Origin of the sequence: Gracilibacillus sp. D59, from assembly GCF_052246695.1 — a bacterium.
Lineage (GTDB): Bacteria > Bacillota > Bacilli > Bacillales > Amphibacillaceae > Gracilibacillus.
Genome location: NZ_JBQQCK010000011.1, coordinates 49,117 through 73,370, shown reverse-complemented (window position 1 = coordinate 73,370; position 24,254 = coordinate 49,117). Strand labels below are relative to the sequence as shown.

The following is a 24,254-nucleotide window of genomic DNA, read 5'->3' as shown; positions in this document are numbered from 1 at the left end:
ATTCTCACCTCCTATGCAATGCGATCAAATGTTTTGTTCCTTTATTATATCAGACCTTTTACAACTTGTAAGTTAGTAAACATATAGTAGACAAGTTTACCATATATTTTATTGAGGTATAATTTCTTTTCCGGGAGGGGTGTGGATGGAAGAACGTTTCATGGCAACGATGATTCAATGTTATTTTATCGCTTTTGGTGTAATGATTGGTGGATCCATAATTGGCAGTATAGGAGCATTTCTATCAGGCGATGCCCCATTCACACATATAAGCCGGATTGCCAAAAATTTACGGATCTGGGCTATTGTCGCAGCGATCGGGGGTACTTTTGATGCCATTTATAATTTTGAAAGAGGTATTTACGAAGGATCTACCATTGATTTAGTCAAACAAATTTTACTGATTATTACCGCAATGGGCGGTGCACATACTGCATTATTAGTAATTGAATGGCTTATTCAAGAGGAGATACAATAATGCACATTCCTCCGTATCATAAACGTCCTTCATGGCAACGATTTCTGGCCGGTGTTGCTATTGGTACGATTATTGGCTATATAATTTTCATTTATATGTTTGGAGAATTACAAGAAAAGTGGATAGAAGAAAACCTGGCATTGCGAGGAGATCTTCAAGACCTCAAATTAGACTATGAAAATTTACGAAAAAATCACGAAGCACTTGACCAGCAAACCAAAAAAGGATTGCAAGTTACTGAAATAAATATTGAATTTTTAAACCTTGAAGAGTTAAACATTGAAAGTGACAGGATAATGATTCGACAATTAGAAGAAGCGATTCGCAAAGAGGCGGCACACGCCGTAGGCAAAAGCGTTGATGATATTGTCGGTTCTATAGATCTGCTTCTTGGGACCATCGAAAACAAAACAATCAATATTGATGATTTCAGATTCCAAGCAGAGGTCAAAAGAATCATTATAAGCGAAACATTATATTTATCTATCAAGTTAAAAATGGCAGAATCATAAGAAACATCATTTCTCAAGGTCCCACTTCAACATCAGACCTTGAGAAATGAACTTCTTACAGATTACTTTTCTTTACACACTTCTTCTAAATCAGCTAAAACGGTGTCTACTGTTTCCCATTTATGAATTTTTGCTCCGGATGCAAGGGGATGTCCGCCACCTTCATAATTTGCTGCTACCTGATTAATAACAGGTCCTTTAGAACGGAGTCGAACACGAATAACATCTTCCTCTTCAACAAAGATAACCCATACTTTAATCCCCTCAATATCTCCTAAAACTCCTACAACTGAACTAGTCTCAGATGCTGTTACATTAAACTGTTTCAAAATTTCCTTTGTTAATTTCACATAGCTTACACCAGCTTCTGATACGCTAATATTTTGAAGAATATACCCTTTCAGTTTGGCAATATTTAAGTTTGTTTTGTACATTTCTTCATACATCTCTGAACGGTCAAAATCATAAGCAACTAACTCTGATGCATATTGAAAAGTCCTTTCGGTAGTACTCGGAAATAAAAAGCGACCAGTGTCACCAACTATCCCACTATACAAAAGAAAAGCAGCTCTATCCGTCATTTTTAAACCTTTGTCTTGTTGTTCTTTATAGAAATGATAAATCATTTCACTAGTAGAACTCGCCTCTACATCCACCCATTGGACATCTCCGTAAGCATCGACCACTGGATGATGATCAATTTTTATAACTTCCCTCGCTTGTTCGAAGCGTTGATCCGAAATTCTTTCCTGATTTGCCGTATCACACACAATAACAAGCGATTCTAAATAAAGCTCATCTTTGATATCATCCATCGTTGCTAAGAATGATAATGAGCTTTCTTCTTCACCAACTACATATACATATTTATCAGGAAAGCTTGCTTTAATTATCTCTGCTAGTCCATTTTGTGACCCATATGCATCAGGGTCTGGACGAACATGACGATGAATGATAATTGTATCGTATTGTTTTATTTTCTCAAATATTTGCGACATTACTGGCATATATACTACTCCTTTTAAAGTTCCTATTATTTTTTCACTAGCAATTCTTTATAGTTACGATAAGATTTTCATCATGCAGAATGGATAATTAAAAACTAAAAAATCCCATTGTATCAACACTTTACTATGAATCGTTCTAAAACGCAAATACATAAATAAGTATAAAACCAAAGGAAATTGAGGCTAGTTTTGGGAATGAAAATAATACGTGGGTAGATGAATTGATAAGGGATTAAGGCATCTATCGAATAGGTAGGTGCTTAATTTTTATTCAGTTTCTTAACTAGAACTTGTAATGTTAGCTATTGTCCTTCTTACTCAGTGATATCCGTATCGACTTCTGGATTTTCATTAATTGTTATGCTATCAAGTGTTTGAGTAAATCATGAATCACATTAACCATATCATCTTTGCGCTCTTGGTTTTCTAATTCTTCATTCAACCTTATAAATTATTATGTATTTGCAGGAATTTTGATAAGTGGTGTAGAAGTATGTAAATTAATTTTAAAAACTTACTCTTATATTGGAGAAGCAAGGAAATCGAATTATTTCGAGGCTAAAATGAACTGATGGAGGTTTCTTGAAAATGGACTTTACTATACCTGATGAGAAAAAAACAAGAGTTATTATTAATACTGATGCTAAGAATGAAGTTGATGATCAGTTTGCGATAGTGCATGCAATCCTAACCTCTTCTTTTGAACTCCATGGAATTATTCCTGCCCATTTCGGTAATCAAAAATCAAAAACAAGTTTACAAGACAGTTATGACGAAACAATGTTACTTTTAAACTTAATGAAATTAGATGGAAAATTTCGCGTTGAAAATGGGGCAGCAAATGCTATGCCTGATGAATCAACACCTATTGACTCTCCTGGAGCAGAGTTAATTATTGAAGAAGCCATGAAAGAGGATAGTCGTCCTCTTCATATAGCATTTTTGGGACCACTTACAGATATGGCCTCTGCATTACTAAAAGAACCAGAGATTGCTAAAAAAAACATTAAGGTTATTTGGATCGGGGGAAGAGATTGGCCTTCTGGAGGACGCGAATATAATTTATCAAACGATATCCATGCAGCAAACGTTATATTTAAATCTAGTCTAGAATTATGGCAGATACCTAGAAATGTCTATCGTATGATGCCTGTTAGCTATGCAGAACTTATTGAAAAAATATATTCAAATGGGGAAATAGGCAAATATCTAGTAGAACAAGTTATTAATTTTAACAATAAAAGCGTGTCAAGACCTTCCGAATACCGTATACTTGGTGATTCCCCAGCCGTTGGTGTATTATTATTTGCTGATTGTGGTAAATGGATATGGAAGCCTGCCCCAGTCCTTGGTCAAAATATGAATTATATTCATTCAGATAAATATCGACCGATCAAAGTGTATGAGTCGATTGACTCTCGCTTTATCCTTGAGGACTTCTTTGCAAAGTTAAGGCAATTTTGCAAAAAAGATGATAATCATGTATAAAGCGCATATTGAATTACTTGTTTTTATAGAACTATTTTATTCTCATATTATCATTGTAAGGAGCGCTTTTCCACTGCGCTCCTTTTAATTACATCTAGATGATGAGATCGTACCACGAAACAGATTCAAAAAGATGAATATAAAAAAAGATAGTAAGTTAGAAAACTTCATTACACCTGGAAAAATTAAATATTTTAACACAACAAACAATAGACTAATTTTTCGTTAGCATATACTGGATTAAGAAAAGGAAAAGCGCTATAAACTGTTGTAGACAGATTAGGTAACACTGTCGAAATGGTTTATAAGGTACACTTACACTTTAAAGGAAGTTGAAGAAATTGCAGTATCAGTGTTAAGTTAAAGAATTACTGGGGCTAATGTTGGTGCTAACTGAATTAGTTAGCACCTATAATCTTATTGGACACGATGGTTATAAGGGTTTTGTCTAGCATTTCTATTATAGTCACGATACAATAGAAAGGTATTTTTATGAAGGTTCTATTCGTCCGTAAAATCCCCACTTCAAGATTCAAGCAACTCCATTAAGCTAAAAGGAGAATAATGGACATTAAAACCTTGATAATTTTCGCTGACCATTCAGTAGGTGCTACCCCCACTGATGGAAGTCTCACTTATCTAGCACATAGTTTGTTATGTTTTTGGAGGTTTTATTATGGTTATTTTCCCAATTATGATTGTATTATCGTTTATTATGTATATTTATTATAAAGTAATGATAATGAGGGATCATGATCCACTCACGCAAGAAATTAAAAATGCAAAAGCTCGAATAGCGTTGGGTATTTTTATAAGTTTCTTTGGTGTGAATCAATATTTATTTTATCAAACTCAGATTGCGTTATATATTACACTCGTATTTCTTTTCTTTGGTATTGTCCAAGGATATGGTGGTATTAAACGTCTGATCCACTATAGAGGAGAATATCAAAAACGAGCACAATCCAATCAATAACGTTCTAAGGAAAGCAAATTGCTGTAGCAATTTGCTTTTATAATGTTATTAGCGTAGGCAGAATAAGGAGACTCCTGTGGGACAGCAAAAGCTGAAGCCGATCCCACGGTATAGGATACACTGCGAAAGATTGCTTAAGCAGATGTTAACTTATGCCCTTTGGGTAAAAGCGCAGTATTCTGCCGGAGCGTTTCCAAGCAGGCTTTATAAATTAGAGTCGAAAAAAGCTATACAAAGACGAATTTTCATTGGTTCGCAGTTTGTATTACCGGTGCCATTAAGAATGGATGATGGGTTTGGAAACACTGCTGGTAATATTCCTATTTCTCGTTTAGCGGTCGATTAATTGTGCCATCAGCAGCGCTTTACCAACTGCTTTTTTCTCATGAAATACTTCAATATCTACCTTAGCTGACTTTCTACCTACATCGATAATTTTGGGTTGGAATGTAACAGTTGTTTCTAATTGAATAGGCTTAATGAAATAAACCGTAATATTCTCCACAACTAAGTCACCTTTCTTCTGATGTCGCAGCATTCTGCGAGCCGCTTCAATGACAAAAGAAACAAATACTCCATATGATAAAGTTCCTAACTGATTCGTCATTTGAGGAGTAATCTCAGCATGATAAGTAGAATGATTTGGATCTGTTGGCGAATGATCAAAATAATTCGAAACGATGTCATCGATCGTTTCTCCAACTTGTGGTTGTTTTTGAATATGTTGAAGTGCTTTCAACACATCTTGACGAGATATAAGACCCACAAGGTGGTGGTGATGATCAACAACAGGCATAATTTCAATACCTTCCCACACCATCATGTGTGCAGCATATGCCAGTGATGTTTCCTTCATCACAGTTAGTGGGTTTTTGGTCATAACCTTTTCAATTAACATATCCATCTTTCGCCCAATGACATCTTTGGAAGTAACAATCCCGACAACCTTATTTTTGTCATCAACTACAGGATAACGACTATGAGTTGTTTTTTCTTCCCATTCATACCATTTGGCAACCTCGTCTTTTGTCATTAAAAAATATGTATCTTCAACTTTGGTATAAATATCACCGACTAAAACAATTTCTTTTTTTATTAGCTGATCATAGATAGCTCGGTTAATCATCGCTGCTACGGTGAAAGTATCATAACTAGTTGAAATAATAGGTAACTGTTTTTGATCTGCTAGTTGCTTTGTTTCATCGTCCGTATCAAATCCACCAGTAATAAGAACTGCGGCGCCTTCTTTTAATGCTAATTGATGGGCTTCTGTACGATTACCAACTATCAAAAGGGCATCCTTTTCCGTATAGCGCATCATCGCATCAAGCTTCATCGCACCAATTACAAACTTGTTTAAAGTTTTGTATAAGCCGTCTCTGCCTCCAAGTACTTGTCCATCCACTATACTCACAATTTCGGCAAAGGTTAGATTTTCAAAATTCTCTTTTTGTTTACGTTCAATTCGAATGGTTCCAACACGTTCAATGGTACTAACCAGACCTTTGTTTTCTGCTTCTTTAATGGCACGATAAGCTGTTCCTTCACTTACATTAAGCTCTTTTGCAATTTGCCTTACAGATATTTTATTTCCAACTTTTAAGGATTCAATAAAGGATAGAATTTGTTCATGTTTTGTAGCCAATCGTTGCTCACCATTCTTTCATCTGTACTAGTATTTTTTCATCTATAATAATTATACAGTTGTTCGTGGTAATATTCAATTTTTTCTTGAGATATTATGTATTTCTTGTTTTCATCAAATGATCAATCCATACTGTTTTATAACCTTTTAATTATCTGTATTAATAAAGTGAGACTTCCATCAGTAGGTTTTTGCCCCCCCACTGATGGTTAGTGTCCGTTATCACCCACTTAGTTTCTTTGATTTACTCCCTTTGAAGTGGGGGTTTTACTGACGATCAGCACTATTAATAGCTATTATTTATATGTCACACAAAAGGTCAAAGCATTTTGCTTTGACCTTTTCTTCGCTTATAGTTCTACAAACTCTCCTGGTTTCAAGTGAACGCCTTTTCCTGTTTTTACTTGGTTACAGAATGCTTCTCCATCTTGTTCAATTAACGGGAATGTGTTGTAGTGCATTGGCACAACTTGCTTTGCTTGGACCCAGTCTGCTGCAATTAATGCATCCTCAGGCCCCATTGTGAAGTTATCACCAATTGGTAGAAAGGCTAAATCAATATTATTCATGTCACCTATTAATTTCAAATCAGAAAATAAGCCTGTATCACCTGCATGGTAGATCGTTTTTTCTTCTGCAAAGAATAAAATACCTCCAGGCATACCACCATATATTTTGTTTCCTTCGTCATCTTCAAACATAGAACCATGGAAGGCAGGAGTGAATTTCACTTTTCCAAAATCGAATGTATGTGCACCACCTATATGCATTGGATGTGTATTCAATCCTCTAGACCCAAAGTAAACAGCTAATTCGTTTGGTGCCACGACAAGACAATTAGTTCGTCGTGCAATGCTAACAGTATCCCCTACATGGTCATTATGTCCATGTGTTAACAGAATTACATCCGGTTCTTGTGTATCTGGATCTAAATCACTCGTTCCATTTCCTGAGATGAAAGGGTCAATTAAAATAGTATGTTCGGAAGTTTGGATTTTGACACAGGATTGTCCGTGGAAAGATACTTTCATGCAAATATGCACTCCTTTTTACTAAATTATTCTATATCCTTTTTCCCATTTATGGATTATTTAAACATGCATTAATAATATTGCCAAGAATTTTCATATATATCTATCAGTCTAGGGTTAATTAATGTATTCACTTCTAATTCTTTCTGATTCCCGTTTTTGTCCAGTATGTTTTCGTCTTCATCTTTGCCAAATACGGTTAAGCTATGTAACAATTCAGTCGTCAGAAATCTTGTTTCCACCTCAATCTTTAATGAATCTACCTTAATCGGGTCCCTGCTTGCCATTACAAATCCCCAATTACCAAAACTAGGAACATCGACATGAAAATTTTCTACCTTTAACCCAGTTGAAGCGACCGTATTTGATATGGTCCAATATACTTCACGAGCAAAAACAGGGCTTGTCGCTTGAACCATGACCGCACCTCCTGGACGTAAATGATTGCGGACAAGAGAATAAAATTCTTTCGTATATAACTTATTGAGACTTTCATTATTGGGATCAGGCAAATCCACAATAATGGTATTATACCAATCTTCACTCTCTTCCAAATATTCAAATGCATCCTGATTCACAACCGATACACTGTCATCCTGTAACGAATGGTCATTTAACTCTAGAAGATGCGGGTTCGTGTTTGCCAGTTCTATTACTGCGGGGTCTAAATCAACCAATGTTATATTGTTGATGTCTGGATATTTTAATAATTCTCTCACAACTAAACCATCACCACCGCCGAGCACCAATACTTCTTCATGACTTTTGGAATAAGCCATCGTGGGATGAACTAGCACTTCATGGTAACGCTGTTCATCAATTGAGCTCAATTGCAGGCCACCATCAAGATACAATCTAATGTCTTCGTTTTGCTTTGTCACAACAATTTTCTGATACTGACTTTCTTCGAAATGGATAATAGGGTCTTTATAAAGTTTTTGTTCAAAGGATAAAACCAATGTTTCGCCAAAAATTAAGCCAGCTATTAACAAGAGAGCAATAATTCCTCCAATTATTCCATGCAACGTCTTTCTGATTAACTCCTTACGAAACAAATATAGAACAACTAATGCTACCGAAAGATTGATCAAACCAACTAAAAAAGCGGTTTTCACCATCCCTAACTGTGGTCTTAATAAGAAAACAAATAATAAACCGCCAATCAGACCTCCGGCATAATCAGAAAATAACACTCTTGCCGTACTCCTCTGTATTGTAACACCTATCTCATTTGCTTTCCGTATTAAAATTGGTAATTCTACACCGGTTAGTCCACCGATGATTAAGGTAATAGAATAAAGAAATAAGGCATCCGATCCACTAGAAAAATAAGCGGTTGCTGCAAACATGAGAAAGCTGGAAAAACCGCCAATCAATGCTACAAGATATTCAATATAAATAAAAGATAACAGTAAATGTTTCGTTACTCTTTCACTCAAACTTGCACCTATCCCCATGCCTGTAAGGAATAAAGAAATAGTTAACGTATACTGTTTAACTCCATCACCTAAAATATAAGATCCTAGCGCACCGAATAGTACTTCGAATATTATACCGCATATAGAAACTATTCCTGACGCCCAATAAATAAAATGACTCTGTTTTAATTTAATTTCTTCCATGCCCACTCCACACTTCCTATGATAGTCACGATTGGAAAAGCCTGACCTTTAAAATAAAAGATCAGGCTTTCTGCATTATGTGATTGATGATCCGATAACAAAGGCCAACCCAACAGAAACAGCTAACGAAATAATACCAACTGCCACATTATTATCTTTTAATTGTTGCTCTACAGAAAATTTACGTGTTATCCCTTCAAAAATAAGATATGCTATTAATTGTAAAATGACGCCATATGCACCCCATATCAGTGTTTCGACTACATCGACACTATGGTAAATAGCGAATGATAAGATGATACAAATACCAATTATTTTCCCTGCTATGGATAATGCAATCGCCTGATTACCATCTCTTACTTGATCCCAATCTTTATACTTGGTTGTAAGCCATTCAAAAATGACAAGTCCGATAATGACAACGATAATTGCTGCAACAAAATAAATAAATGTTGAAATAAAAGGTTCCATTATTCAGCTCTCCTTTTTATTATTTTCCTGTACTAGGTCCTCCTCCACGAAAAGACCCTAAACCTCTATTTTTAGTAACTCCACCCTTATTATAACTACGGGATGTAGAGTAACCACCGTAGCAGTCATTTGAACTGCAGTAACTTCTTCTATTAGACACCCAATTATTACCAAAGAAACTGTCAAGCATACGGATAGTAAAATATGTAGTTAAGAAATTAGGTGAATAATTTTCACGAACAAATTGCTCGCTTGCAACTTCAATAAATGTTGCATTAGCTAACTCTTCACTTTCTTTTATGACGATAAAAAAATCAGAGTAAGCAAGTATTTGTTGACCGTCTATAAAATCACTGATCTCCTTCGGTTGTTGAATCTCCGCAAATAGATCGGCTAATTCCTCTACTTCGAACAGTAACGTACCATAAACATTTGCAGTTGTATCTTCTCCCACAACAGAATCCACAAAATTAAAATTGTTGGAAATAAGTGCTTTGATATCTGAGTTATTGGATCTTCTTAATTGGTCGATTATATCTTCTTTTGATTCTGAAACCTCCAGATCATCCTTTGAAACAGCACTGGATTCATCAAATGCAGATAAATTAGATAATGAATTTGAATTACAACCAACAAGCAAAATAAAAAATAATAAGGTAATACCCAAACCTATCTTTTTATTCACTCCAAGATCACCTCCTGCTTTACTTCTATATATCCATGTAGAAAGAGGGCGTCCCAAAAGCTAGCTACTTCATTTCTTAAACTAACTTATGGAACAACCCATTTTTCCTGATGTCTGTTTACTCTTTTCCTAGTTTCTTTTTAAGGGCTGCTAGTTCGTCATCGACATCGTTTTTTTCTAATTCTTCAAATTCATCATCTAGTGACTTGCTCGCAGAAGATAAATCTTCACTTGTATCTGCTTCTGATTCAAATTGAAGAACTTTTTCCTCCATACGTTCAAATCCTTGTTTCGAAGCATCATTACCAATAGATGACATCGTCCGGTTCATCTTCGTACGAGTTTTAGCAGATTCTGCTCTTGCTTTTAAAGAATCTTTTTTCAGTTGCATTTGTTGATATTCTTTTTTCATATCATCTAATTTTTCACGTAGCTGATCTGCATCTCGTTTAGCTCGTTCCCACGATTCACGAAGCGTATTTGCTTGTGTTTCTTGTTCATTTTTGTCTTCTAATGCGCGACGAGCAAGGTCTTCGTTGCCAGCTTCAATAGCTTTTTCTGCTTGTTCTTGACGTTTTTCAACTAATGCTTGAGCATCATCTGACTTTCTTTTTAACATTTTTTCATTGGCGATCTGTTTGGCTACAGCCGCTTCTACTTCTCTAATATCGGATTCCATATCACGCATAAACTGGTCCAGCATTTTCACCGGATCTTCTGCCTTATCTAACATAGAATTCAACTCTGAACTAACCACTGTTTTTACACGATTAAAAAATTGAAACATCTAAACTCCTCCTAGTGATAATTAATGTGAACCTGCAATAATTTTAACTTCATAATTTTCAATTGGATAACCAACACTTGCCTCTACATCACTATCCCATTCTTCCAAACTGATAAAAGATTCTTCATCAGTATCACAGTACTCTGCATAGCGAATAAGTTGACCCGTTAAAGAACTGCTTCTTCCTTCACCAGTTACTTCAGCCTGACCTCTTTCATCTAGCGAGTAGGTTTTGTTATTAAATACTAGTTGATTAGGGAAATCATTTGCTTCAGGAAGTTGGATTTTCTCATAAATACCTAGTTCTAACTCATCATCCATCTCCGCAGCTAACCAAATTGTTTTAGTTTCCCCTAACAACTGATAACTGTACCATGTATAATTGTTTTGTCGGTAATTAATCTTACCAACTACTTCATAATCAGCTAAGTCATATTCAATAATATCCCCCACTTCTATTGAAAGCAAATCTCTTTTTTTAACTGTTGCTTTCTTTTCCTTTTTATTAAATAACTTTGAAAAGAAACCCAAGTGGTGCACCTCATTTCTTCCTTTAATGGGTTGTTATAGTTAGATACGAACTAGTTCAAAAAAAGGTTTCAATTTTCTCAAAAAATTTTAGCGATGTTGATGAATAACATCTAATCCACCTGTAACCTCTACCACTGTACCTGTTGCCATATCTGCATCTTCTTCACAGAAAAACATTACTGTACGTGCTATATCTTCACCCGTTCCAGATCGCCCTATCGGTGTATTGGGATCTTTGTTTTTTCTGCTTTCCTTGATCGATCCCTCCTTCATCTCTCCGACAATGTCGCCTGGACAGACCATATTCGATGTAATTCCATTCTCTGCTTCTTCGTATGCGACAGACTTCGTCAACGATACTAACCCCACTTTAGCAGCTGAAAAGGCAGCTCGATTAATCCACCCAGCTGCTGAATTAGCACTCTGGAAGCCATAATTTACTATCCTTCCAAAATGCTGCTCTCGCATTGCCGGTATCGTTAATTTTAACATATGAAAAACAGCATCTAAATTACCGCGAATCATTTGATTCCATTCCTCTTCTGTATGATCCATTAATTTTTTTCGCTCAAATATAAATGGCCCTGCATTATTTATTAAATAGTCAATGGTACCGAACCTTTCCACGGCTTTTTTAACAGCATTCGTTAAGTCATCTTTTTTACAGACATCAGCTTGAATGATCTCAATCGATGCGTCCGGGAATTTTTTAAACATTTCTTGCGCTCGTTGATGATCTCTGAAATATGTAATAGAAACAGCATGTCCTTTTTTGATAAATGCTTCTGTTACTTTTAACCCTAAGCCTTTTGTTCCAGCCGTAATAAAGGCGTGTCCCATGTTTTTTCCTCCTTAATCTTACTTCTCTTACATCTTATATGTTACATGATTGTCTTCATTTTTTCTAATATTGTGTAGGTTCGTTATGTTTATAGTGTAGGGTTTAGAAATCGTTAATAGTGGTATATGAATAATAAGAAAAATTTATTCGAACTTTCACATGTAAGCGGATACATGATATACTAAAACTATAGATGTGAAGGGAGAGATAGTATGACTTTTGAATATAGTCGCATTTTAGTAGCAGTAGATGGTTCTGATGCATCAGAGCTAGCATTTAAGAAAGCAGTTGATATCGTCTTAAGAAATGATGCAAAAATGTTTTTAGCACATGTGATTGATACAAGAACCATTACAACTGTAGCACCAGAAGTTTACGATCAAACACTTGCTGCTCGCTCAGAAAATTATGCTCAAACCCTACTTGATGAATATCAAGATAAAGCAAATAAAAGAGGGATAACTGATATTACAACACATGTAGAAATTGGCTCACCAAAAATTAAAATCCCTAAAGATCTCGCTAAGAAGTTTGAGGCAGACTTGATTATTTGTGGGGCAACAGGTATGAATGCAGTCGAGCGTTTTTTGATTGGAAGCGTTTCAGAAAGTATCACCCGCTATGCTTCTTGTGATGTGTTGGTGGTTAGAAGTTAATTTTAATCGTATCATGAAAACACGAGCAGTTTTATTGGATGGCTTCACGAGGTAATGTATCCTAATGACGAATATCCTCATTTACCTCGTAAAGACATCCATATCTCATGGACTATCGGACTAACCTCTCAAAAAGGCAACTATATTCTTCGAACTTAAATCCAAGCATTTTGATATGAAGTAAATTCATAATACACGACATATGAATGCTTTTTATACAGTACTTTAATTTACATCGAAATAACATCCGCCTCATCTCTTACTTCAAATTATATTTCCATCCCATTACAAAAAACACGTAGACAAGTTATCATAAAGTGAGACTTCCATCATTGGGGGGTTTACGGGCGATTTGCACCGTGATATAGATACGGAAAGAAAATGTCCCTCTTCTTTTACTAATACAGTTAAGCTTCATCATCATCACACATTTTCAAAAAGGAATGTGTGCTTGTCCCAACTTCAAAAATTAATACTTACTACGAAAGCTTCATAAAAAATTAAACTTCAGTTAATACAATATTAAAATAAGTATATTATACTATTTGGAAATGAGGACAAAAATTGTCTCCATAAACAGAGAAAATCTGTTTTATCTCATGAATCATCAGTAACCAATTCTCTTTGATGGTTCAGAAAACTGGGGGATTACAATGAAAATTTTAATCACATCGGAATGGTATTTTCCTGTTATTAATGGAGTAGTAACATCTATCGCCAACCTAAAAAGAGAATTAGAACGACTAGGTCACGAAGTCCGTATACTTACACTATCTAATCAAAAAAGATCCTATAAAAAAGTGGATATAACCTTTATTAGCTCTGTTGGTGTTGGAACAATTTATCCAGGAGCAAGAATAACTTTATCCACTAATGATAAACATCTTAAAGAATTGATCGAATGGCAGCCAGATGTGATCCATACACAATGTGAATTCAGCACCTTTCGTCTTGCAAAATTCATTGCTAAAAAGCTTCAAATTCCGATCGTGCATACCTACCATACTGTATATGAAGATTACACGCATTATTTTTCACCAAACCGAAAATGGGGTAAAGTAATGGTAGCTATTTTCACAAAAAAAGTGCTTGAAAACGCTACTTACGTAATAGCACCTACCAAGAAAGTAAACTCTTTATTAAAAAGTTATGGTATAACAAAAGAAATTATGGTTGTCCCTACTGGTATAGATTTACATAAATTCACAGAAGGAATTGAACCTAATCAGAAAGTAAGGCTCAAAGCAAGACTTGGTATTCCGTCGGATCAAAAACTTTTACTTTTTGTCGGAAGACTAGCAAAGGAAAAAAACTTAGAAGAAATTTTCACATACATCGCTAAAATTAATCATCCCAATATATCTCTACTCATTGTAGGTGATGGCCCTCATCGCAACCAGCTAGAGAAATTTACAGAAAAACTACATATTCGAGATCGTATTATTTTTACAGGAATGGTGCCACCAGATAAAATTGCAACTTATTATAAGATTGCAGATGTTTTTGTTAGTGCTTCAAATAGTGAAACACAGGGCTTAACCTATATTGAAGCATTAGCAAGTGGAGTCCCTGCTCTTTGTCGTAAGGATCCTTGTTTAGATAATGTTATTACCAACGGCATTAACGGCTGGCAATATCATTCGCTCAATCATTTTAGGGAAAAGCTACATACACTAATCACAGATGAGAAGTTATATGAACAGCTATCCAAACGCGCGGTAAAAGAGGCTGCTCAACATTATTCTTCTCTTTCTTTTGCAAAAAAACTAGAAAACATTTATCGTCAATCTATTGCCACAAATCCTAAGAACGAGCATAAAATCCCATATCTTAAGCAGAGCAGAATGAACCAATGATGAACTTATACAATCCCAAAACCATCAAATATGTATATCATATACTTACTATTCTTAGCTTATTAGCATGTCTCATTTTTTTCATATATGGAATACAGACAAAGTTGTTTTATTCAGAAAAAGCTTTGGAGAGCTTTTTAGCGCCATATGGCATTTGGGCGCCTCTATTATTTATTGTCTTTCAATTAGTGCAAGTGGTTTTCCCCATCGTGCCTGGAGGAATAGGATGTCTTGGCGGTATTTTAATTTTCGGTCCAATCATGGGCTTACTTTATAATTATATTGGGATTTGTTTAGGGTCCATAGCTGCTTTTTTAATTGCAAAAAAATATGGTCGTTCTGTGATAACCCTCTTGTTCAAGGAAAAGCTTAGGGAAAAATACCAAAACTGGGTAGGACATAAGAAATTCCCCATATTATTCGGGATCGCCATCTTTATGCCAATCGCACCAGATGATTTTCTTTGTTATCTCGCTGGTACAACCAAGATGTCTTTTAACAAATTCACAGCAATTATTCTGATTGGAAAACCTCTTCCCATTGCCATTTATAGCTTTGGACTTGAATTTATTTTCCGAAACCTTGTATCTTTTTTCACTTAATAAGGGGGATTTATTTGATGAAAGTGTTATTATATACAGGCTCTCTAAATCTGGTAAGTAAAAGTGGGATCGGTCAAGCAATTCGCCATCAAAAAAAAGCCTTAGAGCTTTTAAATATTCCACATACATATAATCATAAAGAGGATTTTGATATTGTACACATTAATACAATTTTCCCTAATTCCATCATTATGAGTTGGTGGGCTAAACAAAAAGGAAAAAAGGTTATATATTATGCACACTCTACGATGGAGGATTTCCGTAATTCCTTCATTGGGTCCAATTTAATTGCACCAATTTTTAAGAAATGGATCACCTTTTGCTATAACAGAGGAGATATATTGATCACACCTACAGAATATGCAAAGCAAATATTACAAAGCTATAAATTGAATCCGCCTATTTTCAGCCTGTCAAATGGCATTGATATGAGTTTTTTCACTCGCACAAGTCAAGCACGAAATCGATTTAGAAAAAAATATCATTTAACAGATCAGGAAAAAGTCATTATTTCTGTAGGGCATTTTATGGAACGAAAAGGAATATTAGATTTTATCGAGCTAGCCAAGCAATTACCAGAATACCAATTTTATTGGTTTGGTTACACCAACTCAAAGCTGGTACCGGCCAAAATTAAACGAGCTATGAAACAAGATATACCGAATTTACACTTTCCTGGCTTTGTTGATAGACACGAAATAAAAGATGCCTATTGTGGAAGTGATTTGTTTCTGTTTTTAACAAACGAGGAAACAGAAGGAATTGTATTACTTGAGGCATTGGCTGCTAGAATCCCCATACTAGTTCGAGACATTCCGATTTATACGAAATGGCTAAAGCATGGAGATACAGTTTACAAGGGCAAATGTTTGTCTGATTTTAAGCAATGGATACCAGATATGTTAATGGGCAAAGTGGATGATTTAACGGAGAATGGTTATAGGCTTGCACAGAAAAAAGATATCAAGGAAATCGGGAAGCAATTAATACAATTCTATCGCACTTAAAAGGGAGTCCAAATAAAAATCCAGCAATCAATAAAAACGACCTTCCTTCAACATAATTTATCATTACATAAAAAGAAGATCGTTACATTTAGTTATAGAAATTATAAGGAGGATTTGTATTATTCCACCCCTTTGTTATATCAACGATTATTAAGTTAATCGCACTGCATCTCTGGCAATCATAACTTCTTCATTGGTTGGAATGACGATTACTTTTACTGGTGAGTGTGGATAGTTAACGAATGTTTCTTTCCCACGAATGTTGTTTAGACTTGGATCCCAATAAACACCCATAAATTCTAATCCTTTTAATACACGCTCACGAATAGTTACACTGTTTTCGCCCACACCAGCAGTAAAGATGATAGCATCAACGCCATGCATTCTTGCAGCATATGAACCAATGTATTTGTGAATTCTTTCGGCAAACACTTGAAGTGCTAATTCTGCACGCTTGTCACCTTGTTCCGCTTTCTCCTGAATATCTCTTAAGTCACTTGAAAATCCGGATAGAGCCAACATACCACTTTTCTTATTTAAAACATTCATCACTTCTGAAGCTGATTGACCAGTTTTATCCATGATATATGGAATTAGCGCTGGGTCAATATTTCCAGACCTTGTCCCCATTGTAACACCAGCTAAAGGTGTAAAACCCATGGAAGTATCAATGGATTTTCCTTTTTCAATTGCCGCAATACTTGCACCATTTCCTAAGTGGCAAGATAACAAGCGCAGTTGTTCTAAAGGTACACCCATTAATTCTGATGCACGTTCTGAGACATATTTATGTGAAGTACCATGAAATCCGTATTTGCGGATACCGTATTTTTGATAATATTCATACGGTAAGCTATATAAATAAGATTGCTCAGGCATTGTCTGGTGAAATGCTGTATCAAACACTGCAACAGAAGGCACTTCAGGCAACACTTCACGAAAAGCACGGATACCTGTCAAGTTCGCCGGATTATGCAACGGCGCTAAGTCAGATACCTCTTCAATATCCTCTATAACTTTTTCAGTTATTACTACTGAATCATTAAATTTCTCGCCACCATGTACAACACGGTGTCCAATACCATCTATTTCATCTAAGCTTTTGATGACACCAAATGAAGTTAATTTATCAAGTAATAGCTTAACAGCTACTGCATGATCAGGAATATCTCTTATCTCTTCATCTTCTTTATCCTCAAATTCAATAGAAAAAACGGAATCTGCAATTCCGATACGTTCAATAAGTCCTTTCGACAACACTTTTTCTTCTGGCATTTCAATTAGTTGAAACTTTAGAGAAGAACTTCCAGCGTTAACAGCTAAAATTTTACGCAACATTTTCAATCCTTTCATTCTTTCATTTACTTATCCTGACTAGTGAATCAATGTTTTTACATCTGTTCAAACATTCCCATATCCATTTAAACACCGTCAGAATAAGTTTGCAACAGGAATATCAAATGGTAACGTTTGCTTCATAAAATTTTTATTTTCTGACTTTTCTTATTTTTCTGATTTAAACCAATCATCTATTTTTTTAAGAATGTTATGTGTGGCATGGACATCCTTAAAAGATGGCAATTGAGCCATTAATGTTTGTTTTGGTGGTTTTGTGTCTTTACCGTGCTTTTGTAATACTAATATACTTTTAGCATGCTGCTCGGAAGAAAACATTGACAATGGTAATTGCAGCATTGCTAATATGTGGGCATTATTGCGTAAATACTTTTGTAATTTATCGCTTTGGTCACTAGTAAAAAGAAAATTAGGAATCAAAAATAATAAGTAACCTGCCTCTTTTGTATACATTATACTTTGTTCTATAAATAAATGATGGGAATATGCATGTCCCTCATCAGCATTCAATTCAAATTTGGCAGCTTGTTCATCATTTGGGTAATACCCAACAGGTAAGTCTGCCACAACCGTATCGACCGGTTCTAATAATAAAGGAGTCAAGCTATCTTGATGAAAGTATTCAACTGCTACTTTCTGCAGGTTTGCACTTTCTACTGCTATTTGAATTAATGTCGGATCAATTTCGCTTCCATATCCCGTAACATCCGCTTCTACCTGATTAACCACAGCAGTTAATAAATTCGCCGCACCACTTGCTGGATCAAACAAACGAAACTGTTTCGTGTCTGGCATTAACTTTTGGATAAAATAGCCCATAAACATGGCTACAGAATCAGGTGTTACAACATGTTGATGTTGTGTAGATCCTTTCATCCCTTTGATTAAGGCTAGCTGAATGACTTTTCTAATTGATTCACTTGTTACATCTTCATGAAAAAATGACTTTTTTAGTGATGCTAAGCTTTCTTCTGTTTTTGGATTAGGCAATTCTAGTGGTTCTTCTGTTTGGATTGCACGCAAAGCAAAAATTAAACTTTCTAAATATGGTTCATTTTCTGTTTCTTCTATAGCAGATGTTAATTGATCCAAATCTGAAAAAACTTTCTCTATATCAAATGACATCTTTTCTTCCCTCCATCAATATACAAAATGATTTCACTGCCTATTTATTATGAAGGCAGTGAAATCAAATTGTCTACTGAGAAGCATTATATATCATTACCTTGCTGCTTTCCATCTTTTCTTTGTTTTAACATATCCAAAACTTGATCGATTACTTGAGGGCTTTTCTCTAATACTTTCTCATAAGCACTTGAAGATTCATTTAGGGTAAGGAGTTGGACACCTTCTTTATTTGCTATTAAGAATGCTGAGGGAATAATCGCAACACCTCCACCACTACCACCACCAAACGGGATAATCGAGTCTGATTGATTATCTTGTTGACTTTTTTCATCTTGTTTACCTTTTTCACTTTGTTGATTTTTTTGACTTTCTGGAACGAACTCACTACCACCAGCTGCAAAACCAAATTTTACTTTTGATAAAGGAATGATCATACTGCCATCTGGAACTTCTATTGGTTTCCCAATTGCTGTATCCACTTCAATTAATTGTTTCAAATTTTCCATCGTTAAATTCATAAATCCTTCTAACGGGTGAACATTCTGATTATTATCTTCCATTATTCTCTGACTCCTTTCGCAATTTCTTCATTTTCTTCATTTCTTTGATAGTCTTACTCAATTTTACCGATATCATGCACTCACCCACTGATTGAATGGTTTCTTGTTCAAAATCTGCAGATACATTGAGCTCAATATGTCGATTATTACTGTAATGGGACCTAATCCATTCGGCTAAAGTTGTGATGGACACAAATAGATAAGCTGTAATAGATGGATCATCTGTAGCAATAATTGTATCTGTATGTATATTCTCTATTTTAGATTTTTTCAACACACTCTTTACAACGTGATACATCTCTTTCATATCCACTTTATCGTCTGTTTCTAGTGATGGAAAATCTAACTCGGTGAGATCGATTGTCTCTTGATAAAAAGTAATACGCAATATACTGATTTTAATTTGGACATTTTTATCATTTTCATCCCATTGCCAGTCCATATATATAAAAACTCGTGATCTCGATAAAATAAACAGTATGATAATGACAGGAAGTAAAATAATCATTAATAAGACAATCAGCATATTCTCACCTCATCATTATTATTTACGAGTAAATACTAGAATAATCATAAAGTAGTAACAATCAACACAAAATAATCAAAAGTTATCAATAGGATAGCTCTTGAAACCATGATAAGATGAGAATAGATACATATTGCTTGTTAGGAGGCAAGAAAAATGGACAACAGAAGTAATTTATTTTTTTATTATAAGAAAGATAAGGAAATTATTAAAAAATTGGAACCGTTATTTAAGTATATTAAAAATCAAGGCTTCCAAATCGTAGAAGAACCAAAGGATGCTAATATTGTAATCAGCGTCGGAGGTGATGGTGAATTCTTGCAAGCTGTCCGCCATACGAACTTTCGTCAGGATTGTTTATACGTTGGAATTACACATGCAGATGAATTAGGCCTGTACTGTGATTTTAATATTGATCAATATGATGAGATGGTGGAATCGATGAAAAATAATAGCATTGAAGTTCGCCGTTTCCCTGTAATTGATGTTACCATCAATGGGCAGTCAACGTTCCATTGTTTAAATGAAGCCGCTATTCGTTCAGCTATCATTAAAACGATCGTTATGGATGTATTTATTGATGATAATCATTTCGAGCGTTTCCGTGGAGATGGATTAATTGTAGCTACACCTACAGGTAGTACAGGTTATAACAAGTCCACTTCAGGTGCAGTGATTGATCCGAAAATCCCATGTTTACAAGTAACGGAGCTTGCTTCGCTAAATAATAACCGCTATCGTACGTTAGGTTCTTCGTTTGTATTAAATCAAGATCGAACATTACGTCTGGAAGTGATACAGGATGGTAATGATTATCCGATCGTAGGACTTGATAATGAGGCTTATTCGATAAGAAACATTCAAACTTTAACGATTCAGTTAAGTGATAAACGTATTAAAACGGTGAAATTAAAAAACAATTCCTTCTGGGATCGCGTCCAACGAACCTTCCTGTAAGTTGAACGTTATCCTACGGTTCATTAGAAAAAAGGTAACTACTGATGAACATTTTAACGTTTGTTGAGCGGACATTTAGTGCGTTATTTAGCGCAATATCACCTGTTTTTCGGTGTTGACGGACATTTAATCCCTTATTTGGTCCCTTTCGGTAAAAATAAGCGTGATTTTCAATGAATAGCGGAATAGATGTCCGCTATTAGCCTAAAATCGCCACTTTTATCACAAATAACGGAACAAATGTCCGCACTAATATCCTATTTTTTTACCGAGAATACACGTTACCTGCAATTTATACTTTTTACACAAAAACCAGAGGTGCTATGCCTCTGGTTTTTCGTACATGATTTCTCCGTCTACGATGGTTGCTTTCACTTCTATTTCGTGGAATAGGTCAGGATCGTGTTTGAACAAATCTTTTTCTAATATGGTAAAATCGGCTGCATAGCTTGGCTTAATCATTCCACGGTCATGGGCATGACCAATAACGTTTGCACTCCCCTTTGTATATAAAGAAATGGCTTCAAAGACCGATAGTTTCTGATGACTACCATATATTTTTCCATCAATGTTTGATCTCCTTGTCACAGCAGCTTGCATTCCCAATAATGGATTGACCTCTTCAATCGGCGCATCTGAGCCTCCTGCACAAGCAATTCCGTTATTTAAATACGTTTTCCATGGATAAGCCTTATTTGATCGTGTATTACCAAGCCTATCCTTGACCCATGGAAAATCCGAAGCGACAAAAGAAGGCTGAATATCGAGCACTATCGGAATATTTTTTAATCTATCCAGTAACTTGTCATTCATAATTTGAGCATGAATGATTCTGTCCTTTAAACCATTACTTAATGGATACTTTTCAATACAAGTTACAATTTCCTCAACCGCCTTATCACCTATTGCATGTACAGCAACAGGATGATCAAATTTCCGCGCTTTTTGAAACAATATTTCTAAATTATGCAACTTATGAATAGGAATTCCTACATTGTTTGGGTCATCATGGTATGGTTCACTCAGCCAAGCAGTTCTTCCACCTAATGCACCATCTGAAAATATCTTCATCGCTCCAAGTGTAGTAAATTCTCCACCATCACCATATCTTAAACCTTGATCTAACATTTCATCAAATACAAGATGGTGAACTAGTAAGTGTGCTCTAAATTTATACTTTTTAGGTAAAATCTGATGATATGCTTTCAAGGTCCGTTCAAATCCACCGTAATAAGAAAGATCTTCACTATGTCCCCCTACTAAACCTAAACGAAGAAGATCTTCTATTGCGACCTTGACTGTTTCCTGCAACTTCGCTTCTGATATCGGAGGCATTATTTCCTTCACTAATTCCTGAGCTTGATCTAATAAATATCCCGTTGGCTCCCCTGTTGGATCTCGAATAATTTTCCCACCTTGAGGATCTTCTGTTTCACTTCTAATACCTGCTAATTCCAATACCTTGGAATTAACAATAATGGCATGACGACATATTCTAGACAATATGATCGGATGACCATACGAAATATCATCTAATTCTTTTTTATCAATAATTCTTGCATCTTGCCATTGGTTTTCGTTCCAACCATCTGCTATTAACCACTCATCTGTTTCTAATTTCTTTGCTTTTCTTTCTAACGTATGTAATACTTCTTTAGCAGATTTCATAGATGATAAGTCTAGATGTAATAATTTCTCACCGTGACCAATTATATGTAAATGACTATCGACAAATCCTGGGTACATCGTTGCCCCGTCCAAGTTATATTCTTGGTCTATCCTGTGCATGAATGTATTTCTTAAGTCTAACTCTTTACCAACATCGATAATTGTTCCTTTTTCTACATACACAGCTTCTGTTGTGGATGATTCATCTTCCATCGTATAAATCGTACCGCCAAAAATAAGTGTACCCATTCTATCACCTAGCCTAGCCTTATAATCTTCTCTTGATATGATATAACGATAGCAAAAAGTTTCCCATAAGAAAAGGATAGTGCACTAGCACTATCCTTCATTTTATTATTGGTTTGCTTGTCCACCCATTTGTTGTTCAGCCATTTGTACAAGACGTTTAGTGATCTCTCCACCTACTGAACCATTTGCACGAGATGTTGTGTCAGCACCTAAGTTTACACCAAATTCTTGTGCAATTTCAACTTTCATTTGGTCTAGAGCTTGGCTTACTCCAGGAACTACTAGATTGTTTGAACTGTTGTTGTTCGCCATCTGCTTTCACCTCCTCTTGACTACATTACTATCATGAACTTTTAGAGGTGAAATCATGCAAAATATTGACTGGTAGTTGTTGTTAATTAATCCAATTGTTTAGAGTAAGTCTTCCAACTCCTCTTCTTGTTTATCTTTTGCTTCAATCTCAACAGTTTCAATCGATGACACGATTTCCTGAATATCTTGTTCAAACTCTATATTCACTTCAAATTGCTCTACCTTTTCCAATTTTGGTTTTGTTTTTGGTTGCTTCGGCACAAAAACCGTACAACAGTCCTCAAACGGGCGGATAGATATATCATACATATCAATATCTTCTGAGATCCTTATGATCTCGTCTTTATCCATCGCAATTAACGGTCGGATCACCGGATAATTAGTTACTGCATTGATAGCATGCATGCTTTCCATTGTCTGACTTGCTACCTGGCCGAGACTTTCACCCGTAACTAATGATAAGATACCTTCCTGTTTTGCAACAGCTTCACTGATACGCATCATCATTCTTCTCATCACTGTCATCGAATAACCATGTGGTATTTCACGATGTATTTTCTGTTGCAATGCTGTAAAAGGTACAATGTGCACTTTTATTGAATGGCCGTAAAAGGATAATTTCTCTGCTAAATCTAACACTTTCTCTTTTGCTCTTTCACTAGTATATGGTGGTGAATGAAAGTGTATTGCTTCCAATTGAACACCACGTTTCATGGTTAAATAACCAGCCACAGGACTATCAATACCACCAGATAAAAGAAGTAACGATTTTCCGGAAGAGCCTACCGGAAGACCTGTAGCACCTTGAATCTTTTGAGATGTTAAATAGGTTGCTTCAGAACGAATATCAACGGTAATTTCCAAATCTGGTTGATGAACATCAACTGTGATATTTTCTGTATTGGATAATAAATAACCACCCAAAACATGATTAAATTCTTGTGAGCCAATCGGGAACTCTTTATTAGAACGTTTGGTTGATATTTTAAACGTTCTGACATTCTCTGTTTCCGTTAAGAGTTTAAGTGCTTGCTCTTTAATTGCTGTTTCATCATTTTCTACTTTCATCGCTACACTCATATTTTGAATACCGAAAATTTTCCGGCACCTTTCCATAATTGCGTCAGGATCCTCACCATTTAATACGATATACATGCGGTCTCGTTTTTTGTCTACTTTAATTGCCGGAAATTTCCGCAATGCTTGTCGGACATTTTTTGCTAATTGTGTAGTAAACAATTTTCTGTTTCGACCTTTTAATGTTAGTTCTCCATATCTAATTACTATATGATCATATTGCATT

At 35.4% G+C, this 24,254-nt stretch carries 26 protein-coding genes; 10 read left to right on the top strand and 16 right to left on the bottom strand.

Translation table 11 applies throughout. From position 1 onward, the window contains the following. Positions 1-145 precede the first annotated feature (145 nt). Positions 146-478 carry a YtrH family sporulation protein gene (locus ACTWP4_RS17095; protein WP_443130000.1) on the top strand — a complete coding sequence of 111 codons (333 nt, stop codon included), beginning with the start codon at positions 146-148 and terminating at the stop codon, positions 476-478. Continuing rightward, positions 478-990, top strand: coding sequence for a sporulation membrane protein YtrI (ytrI, locus tag ACTWP4_RS17090; RefSeq protein WP_443129999.1), 513 nt, complete (start codon positions 478-480; stop codon positions 988-990). The genes ACTWP4_RS17095 and ytrI overlap by 1 nt, the downstream gene beginning before the upstream one ends. Before the next feature lie 62 nt (positions 991-1,052). Here ytrI and ACTWP4_RS17085 read toward each other — a convergent pair whose 3' ends face one another. Then, positions 1,053-1,997: a DHH family phosphoesterase gene (locus ACTWP4_RS17085; protein WP_443129998.1), complete on the bottom strand. Its 945-nt coding sequence runs from the start codon at positions 1,995-1,997 to the stop codon at positions 1,053-1,055. 588 nt (positions 1,998-2,585) lie between these two features. On the opposite strand from ACTWP4_RS17085, the gene ACTWP4_RS17080 reads away from it, so the two are divergent. From ACTWP4_RS17080 to ACTWP4_RS17070, 3 genes are all read left to right on the top strand, one after another. Further along, positions 2,586-3,485 carry a nucleoside hydrolase gene (locus ACTWP4_RS17080; protein WP_443129997.1) on the top strand — a complete coding sequence of 300 codons (900 nt, stop codon included), beginning with the start codon at positions 2,586-2,588 and terminating at the stop codon, positions 3,483-3,485. Positions 3,486-4,161: 676 nt separating this feature from the next. After that, positions 4,162-4,461 (top strand): YtpI family protein, encoded by a 300-nt coding sequence (locus ACTWP4_RS17075; protein ID WP_443129996.1) that lies wholly within the window; start codon positions 4,162-4,164, stop codon positions 4,459-4,461. Positions 4,462-4,537: 76 nt separating this feature from the next. Continuing rightward, the gene (locus ACTWP4_RS17070) at positions 4,538-4,807 is read left to right on the top strand and encodes a hypothetical protein (RefSeq protein WP_443129995.1); all 270 of its coding nucleotides are present in this window, start codon (positions 4,538-4,540) and stop codon (positions 4,805-4,807) included. On the opposite strand, the gene ACTWP4_RS17065 is transcribed toward ACTWP4_RS17070, so the two are convergent. From ACTWP4_RS17065 to ACTWP4_RS17030, 8 genes are all read right to left on the bottom strand, one after another. Next, positions 4,793-6,106, bottom strand: a complete 1,314-nt coding sequence (locus tag ACTWP4_RS17065) for a DRTGG domain-containing protein (RefSeq protein ID WP_443129994.1) — start codon at positions 6,104-6,106, stop codon at positions 4,793-4,795. The two genes, ACTWP4_RS17070 and ACTWP4_RS17065, sit on opposite strands and share 15 nt — an antisense overlap. A gap of 350 nt (positions 6,107-6,456) precedes the next feature. Further along, positions 6,457-7,137 (bottom strand): metal-dependent hydrolase, encoded by a 681-nt coding sequence (locus ACTWP4_RS17060; RefSeq protein ID WP_443129993.1) that lies wholly within the window; start codon positions 7,135-7,137, stop codon positions 6,457-6,459. Positions 7,138-7,208: 71 nt separating this feature from the next. Next, positions 7,209-8,759, bottom strand: coding sequence for a polyamine aminopropyltransferase (locus ACTWP4_RS17055; RefSeq protein ID WP_443129992.1), 1,551 nt, complete (start codon positions 8,757-8,759; stop codon positions 7,209-7,211). A gap of 75 nt (positions 8,760-8,834) precedes the next feature. After that, on the bottom strand, positions 8,835-9,230 hold the full coding sequence (locus ACTWP4_RS17050; RefSeq protein ID WP_443129991.1) for a DUF350 domain-containing protein: 396 nt from the start codon (positions 9,228-9,230) through the stop codon (positions 8,835-8,837). Between the two features lie 19 nt (positions 9,231-9,249). Beyond that, positions 9,250-9,915 (bottom strand): DUF4247 domain-containing protein, encoded by a 666-nt coding sequence (locus ACTWP4_RS17045; RefSeq protein WP_443129990.1) that lies wholly within the window; start codon positions 9,913-9,915, stop codon positions 9,250-9,252. A 118-nt stretch (positions 9,916-10,033) separates the two neighbouring features. After that, positions 10,034-10,702, bottom strand: coding sequence for a PspA/IM30 family protein (locus ACTWP4_RS17040; RefSeq protein WP_443129989.1), 669 nt, complete (start codon positions 10,700-10,702; stop codon positions 10,034-10,036). Between the two features lie 21 nt (positions 10,703-10,723). After that, positions 10,724-11,233, bottom strand: coding sequence for a DUF4178 domain-containing protein (locus ACTWP4_RS17035; RefSeq protein WP_443129988.1), 510 nt, complete (start codon positions 11,231-11,233; stop codon positions 10,724-10,726). An 87-nt stretch (positions 11,234-11,320) separates the two neighbouring features. Continuing rightward, positions 11,321-12,073 (bottom strand): SDR family oxidoreductase, encoded by a 753-nt coding sequence (locus ACTWP4_RS17030; protein WP_443129987.1) that lies wholly within the window; start codon positions 12,071-12,073, stop codon positions 11,321-11,323. A gap of 213 nt (positions 12,074-12,286) precedes the next feature. Between ACTWP4_RS17030 and ACTWP4_RS17025 the strand changes: the two genes are divergently transcribed. The 4 genes from ACTWP4_RS17025 (at position 12,287) to ACTWP4_RS17010 (ending at position 16,195) form a co-directional block, all read left to right on the top strand. Next, positions 12,287-12,730: a universal stress protein gene (locus ACTWP4_RS17025; protein ID WP_443129986.1), complete on the top strand. Its 444-nt coding sequence runs from the start codon at positions 12,287-12,289 to the stop codon at positions 12,728-12,730. Between the two features lie 653 nt (positions 12,731-13,383). Next, positions 13,384-14,586, top strand: coding sequence for a glycosyltransferase family 4 protein (locus ACTWP4_RS17020; RefSeq protein WP_443129985.1), 1,203 nt, complete (start codon positions 13,384-13,386; stop codon positions 14,584-14,586). A 104-nt stretch (positions 14,587-14,690) separates the two neighbouring features. Then, positions 14,691-15,188, top strand: coding sequence for a TVP38/TMEM64 family protein (locus tag ACTWP4_RS17015; protein ID WP_443129984.1), 498 nt, complete (start codon positions 14,691-14,693; stop codon positions 15,186-15,188). A gap of 17 nt (positions 15,189-15,205) precedes the next feature. Then, entirely contained in the window at positions 15,206-16,195 is a 990-nt protein-coding gene (locus tag ACTWP4_RS17010; RefSeq protein ID WP_443129983.1) for a glycosyltransferase, read from the top strand. Between the two features lie 150 nt (positions 16,196-16,345). Here ACTWP4_RS17010 and ACTWP4_RS17005 read toward each other — a convergent pair whose 3' ends face one another. The 4 genes from ACTWP4_RS17005 to ACTWP4_RS16990 form a co-directional block, all read right to left on the bottom strand. Beyond that, entirely contained in the window at positions 16,346-17,530 is a 1,185-nt protein-coding gene (locus ACTWP4_RS17005) for an acetate kinase (RefSeq protein WP_443130081.1), read from the bottom strand. Positions 17,531-17,698: 168 nt separating this feature from the next. After that, complete coding sequence (locus ACTWP4_RS17000) at positions 17,699-18,676, bottom strand: class I SAM-dependent methyltransferase (RefSeq protein ID WP_443129982.1); 978 nt, start codon at positions 18,674-18,676, stop codon at positions 17,699-17,701. A gap of 86 nt (positions 18,677-18,762) precedes the next feature. Then, entirely contained in the window at positions 18,763-19,239 is a 477-nt protein-coding gene (gene ytfJ, locus ACTWP4_RS16995) for a GerW family sporulation protein (protein ID WP_443129981.1), read from the bottom strand. Continuing rightward, positions 19,229-19,765: a hypothetical protein gene (locus ACTWP4_RS16990; RefSeq protein ID WP_443129980.1), complete on the bottom strand. Its 537-nt coding sequence runs from the start codon at positions 19,763-19,765 to the stop codon at positions 19,229-19,231. Before ACTWP4_RS16990 ends, ytfJ begins: the two co-directional genes overlap by 11 nt. 156 nt (positions 19,766-19,921) lie before the next feature. On the opposite strand from ACTWP4_RS16990, the gene ACTWP4_RS16985 reads away from it, so the two are divergent. Continuing rightward, positions 19,922-20,722, top strand: a complete 801-nt coding sequence (locus tag ACTWP4_RS16985; RefSeq protein ID WP_443129979.1) for an NAD kinase — start codon at positions 19,922-19,924, stop codon at positions 20,720-20,722. Positions 20,723-21,043: 321 nt separating this feature from the next. Here ACTWP4_RS16985 and ACTWP4_RS16980 read toward each other — a convergent pair whose 3' ends face one another. The 3 genes from ACTWP4_RS16980 to thiI all read right to left on the bottom strand — a co-directional run bounded on the left by ACTWP4_RS16980 (position 21,044) and on the right by thiI (position 24,253). Then, complete coding sequence (locus ACTWP4_RS16980; protein WP_443129978.1) at positions 21,044-22,639, bottom strand: amidohydrolase; 1,596 nt, start codon at positions 22,637-22,639, stop codon at positions 21,044-21,046. Positions 22,640-22,744: 105 nt separating this feature from the next. Next, positions 22,745-22,951, bottom strand: a complete 207-nt coding sequence (locus ACTWP4_RS16975) for an alpha/beta-type small acid-soluble spore protein (protein ID WP_018933566.1) — start codon at positions 22,949-22,951, stop codon at positions 22,745-22,747. 99 nt (positions 22,952-23,050) lie between these two features. Beyond that, positions 23,051-24,253 carry a tRNA uracil 4-sulfurtransferase ThiI gene (gene thiI, locus ACTWP4_RS16970; RefSeq protein ID WP_443129977.1) on the bottom strand — a complete coding sequence of 401 codons (1,203 nt, stop codon included), beginning with the start codon at positions 24,251-24,253 and terminating at the stop codon, positions 23,051-23,053. Position 24,254: the final 1 nt, after the last annotated feature.